This window comes from Microbacterium sp. Leaf351, assembly GCF_001423825.1.
Classification (GTDB): Bacteria; Actinomycetota; Actinomycetes; order Actinomycetales; family Microbacteriaceae; genus Microbacterium; species Microbacterium ginsengisoli.
The window spans coordinates 8,392-17,300 of sequence record NZ_LMPK01000009.1; the positions used below are offsets into that span (position 1 = coordinate 8,392).

General features: G+C 67.4%; 10 protein-coding genes and 1 pseudogene. 2 read left to right on the forward strand and 9 right to left on the reverse strand.

Annotation, left to right across the window (positions count from 1 at the left end):
- A partial coding sequence (locus ASG00_RS16725; RefSeq protein ID WP_235559113.1) for an aromatic ring-hydroxylating oxygenase subunit alpha occupies positions 1 to 726 on the reverse strand: 726 nt, incomplete at its 3' end.
- Positions 727 to 733: 7 nt separating this feature from the next.
- Positions 734 to 1,564 carry a 2-keto-4-pentenoate hydratase gene (locus ASG00_RS03300; protein WP_056206889.1) on the reverse strand — a complete coding sequence of 277 codons (831 nt, stop codon included), beginning with the start codon at positions 1,562 to 1,564 and terminating at the stop codon, positions 734 to 736.
- Between ASG00_RS03300 and ASG00_RS03305 the strand changes: the two genes are divergently transcribed.
- Entirely contained in the window at positions 1,563 to 2,654 is a 1,092-nt protein-coding gene (locus ASG00_RS03305) for a zinc-binding dehydrogenase (protein WP_197425737.1), read from the forward strand. The genes ASG00_RS03300 and ASG00_RS03305 overlap by 2 nt on opposite strands.
- Here the strand turns inward: ASG00_RS03305 and ASG00_RS03310 are convergent.
- A complete protein-coding gene (locus tag ASG00_RS03310; protein WP_056206894.1) occupies positions 2,651 to 3,226 on the reverse strand; it encodes a helix-turn-helix domain-containing protein in 576 nt (191 codons plus the stop codon). The two genes, ASG00_RS03305 and ASG00_RS03310, sit on opposite strands and share 4 nt — an antisense overlap.
- Positions 3,227 to 3,354: 128 nt before the next feature.
- Between ASG00_RS03310 and ASG00_RS03315 the strand changes: the two genes are divergently transcribed.
- A complete protein-coding gene (locus ASG00_RS03315; protein WP_056206896.1) occupies positions 3,355 to 4,143 on the forward strand; it encodes an IclR family transcriptional regulator in 789 nt (262 codons plus the stop codon).
- Positions 4,144 to 4,152: 9 nt separating this feature from the next.
- On the opposite strand, the gene ASG00_RS03320 is transcribed toward ASG00_RS03315, so the two are convergent.
- The 6 genes and pseudogenes from ASG00_RS03320 to ASG00_RS15640 all read right to left on the reverse strand — a co-directional run.
- Positions 4,153 to 4,941 (reverse strand): enoyl-CoA hydratase/isomerase family protein, encoded by a 789-nt coding sequence (locus ASG00_RS03320; protein WP_056206898.1) that lies wholly within the window; start codon positions 4,939 to 4,941, stop codon positions 4,153 to 4,155.
- A gap of 22 nt (positions 4,942 to 4,963) precedes the next feature.
- Positions 4,964 to 5,704 carry an SDR family NAD(P)-dependent oxidoreductase gene (locus ASG00_RS03325; RefSeq protein WP_056206900.1) on the reverse strand — a complete coding sequence of 247 codons (741 nt, stop codon included), beginning with the start codon at positions 5,702 to 5,704 and terminating at the stop codon, positions 4,964 to 4,966.
- Positions 5,705 to 5,764: 60 nt separating this feature from the next.
- On the reverse strand, positions 5,765 to 6,538 hold the full coding sequence (locus ASG00_RS03330; protein WP_056206902.1) for an SDR family NAD(P)-dependent oxidoreductase: 774 nt from the start codon (positions 6,536 to 6,538) through the stop codon (positions 5,765 to 5,767).
- The gene (locus ASG00_RS03335) at positions 6,535 to 7,593 is read right to left on the reverse strand and encodes a zinc-binding dehydrogenase (protein WP_056206903.1); all 1,059 of its coding nucleotides are present in this window, start codon (positions 7,591 to 7,593) and stop codon (positions 6,535 to 6,537) included. The genes ASG00_RS03330 and ASG00_RS03335 overlap by 4 nt, the downstream gene beginning before the upstream one ends.
- 62 nt (positions 7,594 to 7,655) lie before the next feature.
- Positions 7,656 to 8,324, reverse strand: coding sequence for a hypothetical protein (locus ASG00_RS03340; RefSeq protein ID WP_156454812.1), 669 nt, complete (start codon positions 8,322 to 8,324; stop codon positions 7,656 to 7,658).
- Positions 8,321 to 8,909: pseudogene (locus ASG00_RS15640) on the reverse strand (hypothetical protein); the annotation flags it as partial. The pseudogene ASG00_RS15640 and the gene ASG00_RS03340, both read right to left, overlap by 4 nt.

Sequence of the window (8,909 nt, forward strand, 5' to 3'; positions counted from 1 at the left end):
GGACATGTTGACGTGGTACCAGTCGGTTCCGAACTGCTCGGCGGCGAGCTTCCAGTTCCCCTTCAGCACCCACTTCGTGATGCCGCCGACGATCGTGGTGCCTTCCGAGTCACGATCGAGGAAAGCCTCCATGTACCACTTCATGTCTCCGAGCTGGTTGAGCAGCGGCGGCGCGCTCGGGTTCCAGGTCGCGAAGATCAAGTCCAGCACCGTGTCCAGCTGAGCGACCTCGAGAAGTCCCCAGTCCTCGCGATCCCACGTCTCGGCTTGATAGCCCCCTTCGTTCGGCACGCTGATGAGCTTGCCCTCGAGGTCGTATGACCACCCGTGGTAGGTGCAGGTGAAGGCACGTGTCGTGCCATAGTCCGCGCGGAGCACGCGGGCCCCGCGATGACGGCACGAGTTGAGGAACGCTCGGATGCGGCCGCTCTTGTCCTTCGTGACGATGACGGGGTCCTCGCCCATGAAGGTCGTGAAGAAGTCGCCCGCCTTCTGCAGCTGCTCGACGTGTCCGAGGAACAGCCAGCTCGTCGCGAAGACGCGTGCCTGCTCCTGCGCATACAGTCGCCGATCGGTGAAGACGGAACGATCGATGAGCCCGTTGTCGCTGTCGACGAGACCGGAGACATCGATGTTCGGTGCAAATCCGGACGGGCGACGGATCTCGCCGGTCGGGAACATCGGGCGTTCGCCCTCGTGGGTGCTGGGCAACTGCGTGATGGTCATGGTCTGCTCACTTGCCTTGGGACGTCGAGACGTGCGCTGTCGAACTCAGCGAAACTGGGCGGAACCCTTCGGCGGTGGCCTCCCATGTCGAGCCCGGGGTCAGAGGGACAGCCGCGGCCACTGCGCCAGCGAGCACCACGTCCCCCGCACGGAATCGGTCGCCGTACTCGCCGATGGCGGACGCGAGCCAGTGCAGCGAAGTCAGGGGGTCGCCGAGCACCGCCGAGCCGGGACCGCTCGCGACGTCCTGTCCGTCCTGCACGAGCGTGATCACCGTGGACGGCAGCGCTGCGATCGTCGCCTCGCTCGCCGGCTCGAAGTCGCCATAGACGATCCTCGCGCTCGACGCGTTGTCTGCGACTGTGTCCACGAGCGTGATCCTCCAATCGGCCACTCGCGAGTCGATGATCTCGATCGCGACGGCGACGCCGCCTAGGCCCGCCGTGAGCTCGTCGAGCGTCGGAGTCGCAGGGAGATCGCTGGCGAAGCGAAAGGCGAACTCCGCCTCAAGGCGCGGGGCGATCAGGTCTTCGACGTCGATGGAGCCGCCGTTGGGAATCACCATCCGGTCGGTGATCACGCCGAAGTCGGGCTGGTCGACGCCCAGCTGTCGCTGCATTGCGAGCGATGTGAGCCCGACCTTGTGACCCACGAGCACTTCACCCCTCTGTGCACGACGGTGGATGTTCAGCCGTTGGACTCGGTACGCCTCGTCCAGACTCAGCCCCGCCTGCAGGCTCGACGGCGGCGGCACGGCGGACCGTGTCGCCTCGGCATCGCGGAGCGCATCCGCGAGAGCGATCAGCTCCGCGGGGACGACATCGAGATCGGTGGTCATGGCACCATCGTCAGCTATCGCGCCGGGCGGATCGAGTCTGCGTGCCGCGCTCCGGAACACCGGGTGCAGTCCGCCCACCTCGGCCGGGCAGGATCGTAACGGACTAGAGGAGGAAGCAGTGCGCGCTGCCGTCGCCGTCTCGCAGGACCCGAACGATCCGCTCGCCGGGCTGGAACTGACTACTCGTCCTGACCCGCAGGCGAGACCGGGTTGGACACGAGTGAGAGTGAGGGCGGCCTCGCTCAATCCGCACGACACGTGGACTCTCCGTGGAATCGGGCACCCTCCGGAGAGGATCCCTATCATTCTCGGCTGCGACGCAGCTGGGGTCACCGACGATGGGCGAGAGGTCGTCGTCTATCCGGTGATGGGCGACGCGGCGCGAGGAGGTGGGGACTCCACGCTCGATCCGCAGCGCTCATTGCTCTCGGAGACCATTGACGGCACGCTCGCGGACTATATCCTGCTTCCGGAGTCGATGATCGTGGCCAAGCCCGCCTCGCTCTTCTTCACGGAAGCGGCGTGCCTCGGAGTCGCATGGGGTACTGCCTACCGGATGCTCTTCACCCGCGCCGCTGTCAAGGCCGGCGACCGAGTGCTCGTTCAGGGAGCGAGCGGCGGAGTGGCAAGCGCCGCGATCGCTCTCGCGCGGGCTGCGGGAGCTCGGGTGTATGCAACGGCACGCAGCGAGCAGAAGCGCGAGTTCGCGCTCCGATGCGGTGCGGTCGAGGCGTTCGAGCCTGGGGCAAGGCTGCCTGAGCGCGTCGATGTCGTGATCGAGACGGTCGGCGAGGCGACCTGGGCGCACTCTCTGCGTGCTTTGCGACCGGGCGGAGCGATCGTCATCGCAGGGGCGACGAGCGGCGCGATGCCCCCCGCCGACCTTCAACGTGTCTTCTATCAGCAGTTGCGCATCATCGGATCGACCGGATGCACCCGACCCGAGTTCGAAGCCCTGCTGCGCCTCCTCGACACGACGGGTGTTCGTCCGCACCTCGAGACGATCGCGTTCGACGAGATCTCGACGGGCTTCCAGCGGCTTCTGGATGGAGACGTGCTCGGCAAGCTCGTCGTCGACTTCGACCGCTAGAACTGGCGCTCGCGACCGGACATCGATAGCTGGGGTGCGGTCGTGCAGACGAACACCGATGCCACAGGAGTCACCGCCTCGAAGAGGTGCTCACTGTCCGCAGGGAACCTGATGAAGTCGCCCGCCTTCGCGCTGGTCGGTGAAAGGACTGGCCCGAGTCGGACCCGACCCTCCAGCACGTAGCAGTGCCGCAGTGCGCCTCGGCTGCCTGATGAATGCCGAGATGCTCCGCGGTTGGCCTCGAGTTGGAGCACGGTGTTGGTGACGTATCCGGAGCCGAAGACCTGATCGAGGTGCCTGATTCGGAGGGCGCCCTGAGGTTGCCACTGAATCGCGTCACCCCGCTGCAGGAGGGTCTCGGAGCCCATCTCGGTGAGCAACGCTCGGATGCTGACACCGAGTGTCGCGGCGAGACTGTCAAGAGTCTCCACGGTGGGATTGCCCTTGCCTGACTCGATCGCGGCAATGGTCTGCTTTGCCAGTCCGGCGTCCCGTCCGAGGGCGGCGATAGAAAGGTTGCGCTCCTCACGGAACCGCCGAACGTTTCGCGCTACGACGTCGGCGATGGCCATCGGTCGACTCCAATCGTGGGTGGTAACGTCCATTTTAATGGACCAGTCGTCCGTTGTGACATGTGCTGAAGGGCCTGACAATGGAGGAAGAGACCACGACGCTGCATCAGTGAGGATGGAGTCGAACCATGACGAAGACGACGACCGACGAGGCGCGGGAAGAGCGGACTGCTGTGGACAAGGCGATCAGCGTACTGACGGCCTTCGGAAACGACGCCCAGCTCGGACTAGGCGTGAGCGAGCTTGCGCGGCGGGCGGGGCTGAGCAAGTCGACGACATTCCGACTGCTCGGAATGCTCGAGCGCAACGGCGTCCTCGAGCGGGCAGGCACGGCCTACCGTCTCGGACGCGTGATCCACGAGCTTGGAGCCCAGGCGAGCACGCCAGGACAGGACCGCGTTCGGGATCTTCTCACGCCCTTCCTCGCCGACCTCTACGAGGCGACCCACATGACAGTCCAGCTTGCGATGCTGAGCGGATCGCATGTCGTGTACCTCAACAAGCTGGAGGGGCATCAGCGACTGCGCACGCCGAGCAGGATCGGCGCGCGCATGCCCGCCTACTGCACCGCAGTCGGAAAGATGCTGCTCGCCCACAACCCGCGGGCGCTCGAGGAGACTCTGCGCGGCCCGCGTCACGCATGGACCGCCAACACGATCGTCGAGGAGTCGGCGCTGCGCGAGGAGCTGTGGAAGGTCAGGCAGTCAGGGGTGGCGATCGACCGGGGAGAGTCTCTCCACACGCTTGCCTGCGTGGCCGCGCCCGTGATCATCCCAGGTGGCGGCCCGATCGCCGCGCTGTCGGTTTCGGGAGACGCCGCATCCTTCGCACCCGGCGACTTCGAGGGCATCCTTCGACGCGTGAGCTATGGGGCGTCGAGGGCAGCTGCCATCCTGCGTTCTGCGAACGCGGCCTAGCCGCAGCTTCTAGCCTCGTCTCCATAGCGGCACCCGCTTCTCCGAGAACGCGTGAAGCCCTTCGCGCGCGTCGATGGAAGCAAGGACAAGCCGACCTTCGGCGTTCGATAGGCGCCAAGCACCTTCCTCATCGCGTGCATGTGCGTCTTCGATGCCGCGCGCGATGCGCTTGGTGGCCTGAACAGCCAGCGGTGCGTTCGAAGCGACCTTCTCGGCCAACGACAACGCCTCGGGCAGCAGATCGTGTGCCGCGACCAGCTTGTTGACGAGACCCCATTGGAGGGCCTCCGCCGCGGAGAAGGGACGTCCCGTCAGAAGGAGCTCCATCGCGACCTTCGGCGGGATCTGCCGAGGAAGGCGAATCGCTCCACCGCCCCCGGCATAGATGCCATGAGCGACCTCGGGGAGCCCGAAGGTCGCGTGCTCCGCCGCGATCGCGAGGTCGCTCGCGAGCACGATCTCGGTTCCACCCCCCAGCGCGAGTCCGTTCACAGCAGCGATCGTGGGCTTCGAGATGAGATGGTTCGTGTAGCCTGCGAACCCCCACGGATGAGTGGTCGAGTCCAGTAGCCCATCGAGCGAAGTGATGGCCTCTTTCAGGTCAGCCCCAGCGCAGAAGGCCTTCTCGCCGGCTCCCGTGACGACCACTGCGCGGATCTCGGTATCCCGCTCCGCCGCTTCCAACGCCTCACCCAGCGCCCGCGACACCGCGCCGTTGACGGCGTTGTGCGCTTCGGGCCGGTTGAGCGTGACCAGCAGGATGTGTCCTCTTCGCTCCTCGATGACGACGTCTGACATGCTCACTCCATCCGATCTCCGGTCAGGTCGCTACCATCGCTCCGTCGATCGAGTGCGCGGTGCCCGTGATGTAACGCGCTGCGTCGCTGAGGAGGAACGCGATGAAGTGGGCGATCTCCGCGGGCGTGCCGTGTCGGCCGAGCGGAACGACGCTCGCGAAAGTGACCCCGCTGTCTCCGAAGATGGCGGACTCCAAAGCCGTGATCATCCGTCCTTCGATCGGGCCGGGACAGACCGCGTTCACCCGGACGCCGCGGGCGGCGCCTTCGAGAGCGGCCACCTTGGTGAGGCCGATGACGGCATGCTTGCTCGTCACGTAGGCGGCCAAACCCGGGGCGCCCACCAGCCCCAGCGCGCTCGATGTGTTCACCACGGCTCCGCCGTCCTCGATCAGGGGCATGAGGTGTTTCAGCCCGAGGAACGGCCCGCGCACGTTCACGCGCATCACTCGGTCGAAGTTCGCCGCGTCCGTGTCGGCGATCGGTGCGACCACACCCTCGATGCCAGCGTTGTTCGCCAGCATCGCCAACGTCCCGAACTCCTCGGCGACCCGTGCGGAGACGGCCTTCACGGAGTCCTCATCGCCGACATCCGCCTGCTGCGTGAGCACGGCGTCATTGCCGGCGTAGAGCACGTCGAGCGCCTGCGCATCGAGGTCGACGGCGAGCACTCGCACACCGGACTCCACGAGTTCGGCGACGATCGCCGCGCCGATCTGACCAGCTGCTCCTGTCACCACCGCGGTCTGGTTCTGATAGGCCATGTGTTCTGTTCCTCTCGTTCGTGTCGGTGTGTCGGTCGATGCCGCTCGAGCGATGACGCGTCAGCGCGCCGCGAGCCGGAGAGCCCCGTCGAGGCGGATCACTTCGCCGTTGAGCATCGGGTTGCGGACGATCTCGAGCACCAGGGAGGCATACTCGTCTGGCCGCCCCAGCCTCGAAGGGAACGGCACCGAAGCCGCAACGCCCGCGCGCGCCTCTTCCGACAAGAGGTCCATGAACGGGGTGTCGAAGACTCCCGGGACCACCGCCATGACGCGTATCCCGGAACGTGCGAGGTCCCGCGCAGCAGGGAGCACCATGCTGACGATCCCGCCTTTCGCGGCCGCGTACGCCACCTGACCCATTTGCCCCTCGAATGCGGCGACGCTCGATGTGAGCACGATCACGCCGCGCTGCCCCTCCTCGTCGGGGTCGTTGCCGGCCATCGCGGACGCGGCCAGACGAAGAAGCTGGAACGCCCCGACGAGATTGACATCCAGCATCCGCTGGAAGGACTCGATCGGGTGCGGACCATCCCGGCCGACTGTCTTCTGCACGATCGCGGACCCCGCCGCCGCGACGGCGACACGCAGGCCCCGCGGGGCCGCCTCCGCGGCCTGCTGGACTGCAGCCCCCAGTGAGTCGCTGTCTGTGACGTCCGCGCGAACGAATCGGCCCGCGCCCGGGTGAGCGCTCTCAAAGGCGCGACCGGCGTCGGCGTTGCGGCCCACGATGACGGCCGTCCCACCCGCGTCGACCACGGCAGCGGCGACCGCGGCCCCGAGGCCCGAGGTGCCGCCGGTGACGATCGCGGAGGCTCCGCCAAGGCCGCTCACGCCGCGACCTCGGCGGGGTGCGGAGCGAGAGTGACCTTCACCGCGCCGTGTTCAGCCGCGTGCGCGAAGGTGTCGTAGGCACGCTTGCCGTCCGCGAGGGAGAACGCGTGCGTCGCGAGCGGAGTGACATCCAGCCGACCGTCCGCGGCCAGGGCCAGGAGGGTGGGGAGCTCACGGATGTCGACCAGGCCGGTGGTGATCGTGAGATTCCGGATCCAGTGTCGCTCGAGGGCGAGTTCGACGGGGACGCCGTGGATGCCTATGTTGGCCAGTCGTCCGCCGGGCGCGAGCGACTCGATACAGGTCTCGAACGTCGCGGGGGCACCGACGCATTCCAACGACACGTCCACGCCCCTGCCGCCCGTGTAGGCACGGATCTCGTCCAGGACGTCGGCATCCCGCGGGTTGAGCGTCAGGTCGGCACCGAAGCGGCGTGCCGCTTCGAGTCTGTTGTCGTCGGTGTCGACGACGATCACCTTCCCGACGCCGAACAGCGGTGCCAGCAGGACGGCGCTCAGTCCGATCGCCCCCGCTCCGACGATGGCGATCGACTCGCCGGGCTTCACGCCCGCGCGCTGCAATCCCAGTTCGTAGGCGGTGACCACAGGGTCGTCCAGGAACAGCACCTGCTCGTCCCGCAGTCGCTCGGGCACCCGATACAGGCTCCTGTCGGCGAACGGGACGCGCAGGAGCTCCGCCTGTGTGCCGTGGATCGTATTTCCCATGATCCAGCCGCCACGTTCACACTGGCTGTACATGCGGATCCGGCAGTACCGGCAGCTGCCGCACCCGGTGATCCCCGAGATGAGCACCCGATCTCCCGGCGACACGCCCACGACCGCCGAACCGGCCTCGATCACGGTGCCGACGCCCTCGTGCCCGAGCACCCGACCCGCTGTGACCGTGGGGACGTGGCCGCCGAGGATGTGCAGGTCCGACCCGCAGATCGTCGTCAGATCGATGCGAACGATCGCGTCCGTGGGCGCTGCCAGGACGGGATCGTCCACCGTCTCCACCGTGACGGCGCCGTCGCCGTCGTAGACCATCGCCTTCATGATTTTCCTCTCGGAGTCGAGCTGGATGCTGTCGGTGAGACGGGCGGACGCGGGTCAGCCGATCATGACGTGACGTCGTAGACCCAGTCGGCCAGTTCGCTGATGTCGATACCGCGGCCGAGCTCACCCGGCGTCACGGTGAGCCCGCTGCCGGGGGTGCGATCGCCCAGCGGGACGATCGAGCTGCCGAGCACACCGCCCCACGCCTCGCCTATCACGACGACGTACGCCTGGTGGAACCGGGCGATGTTGTCGAGGGTCGCGAGACTCGCGCCGTCGATGGGTTCGGGTTCGTCGATCAGCACGACGTGCGCGCCGGCGTGCAGGGCTACCCGGCCCGCCTCGGTGACCTCCGTGACCGCTTGCTCCGGAGTGCGCTCTCCCGTCGCGACGAGCACCGATGGGCCGGGGATACAGACGCCCACCGCCGCGCGGTGCGTGAGGGACTCTGTGAGTCGGCCGACCGCTTCCAGCGCCGCCGCATAGTGCGGCGCCGCGGTGACTGGGCCGTCCGCCGCCTCCTCCGCGAGCACCATGGGCGACGTCACGATGATGACGTCCGGGGCGATCGCGTCCACGAGATCTCGGCATCCATTCGCCAGCTGCGTGGGGCTGCGCAGGAACTCCTCCCAGTCGCGCTCCTGGATTCGCGCTGCGGCGCGAAGGGCGAGCGGTGCGGCGACGCCGGAGCCGCCCGGTACCGCCAGGGCCGCCAGGGATGGGTGGGTCATGGACGCATCACCGGCGTCACTACCGCCCCGTCGGGCCAGGAACCGAACAGCTGCATGATCTCGTCCTTGGGCTTGCGGGACAGCCATGCGGTCTCGAACTCGTCGTAGGGAACGCCGCGCGTCAGTCGCTCGCGGACGATCTCGGCGCGGCGGGCGACCGTGCCGTCTCGGTCCACACGACCGTGCCGGTCTAGTGCGGCGCCGTAGACGTTCTCTGCGGCCTCGGGCGAGACGAGCCGCTTGACGAGGTCGCGATCGATCTCATCGACGTCGCGGTCGATGGGGTCGCCGTAGCCAGTGCCGCCCGTGGACAGCCCGATGATGATCGTGTCGCCGCCGTTTACAGGGTGGATCGCGCTGCCGTACGTGCCCGATCGCACCGTGCCGCCGAATTCTCCCGCCAGGAGCGCCTCGAGCGTCAGCGAACCCGACGCGGCCGTGGCGAGCGCTTCGACGACGTTGACCCCGTCGAGCACGACGCCCGGCACGGTGGGCTGGCTGTACCCACCGAACAGCGGCTGGGGCGTCTGGATGATCGAGTTGTCGGCGATCGCCATGGCGAACACGAACGGGGCATGGTGTGCC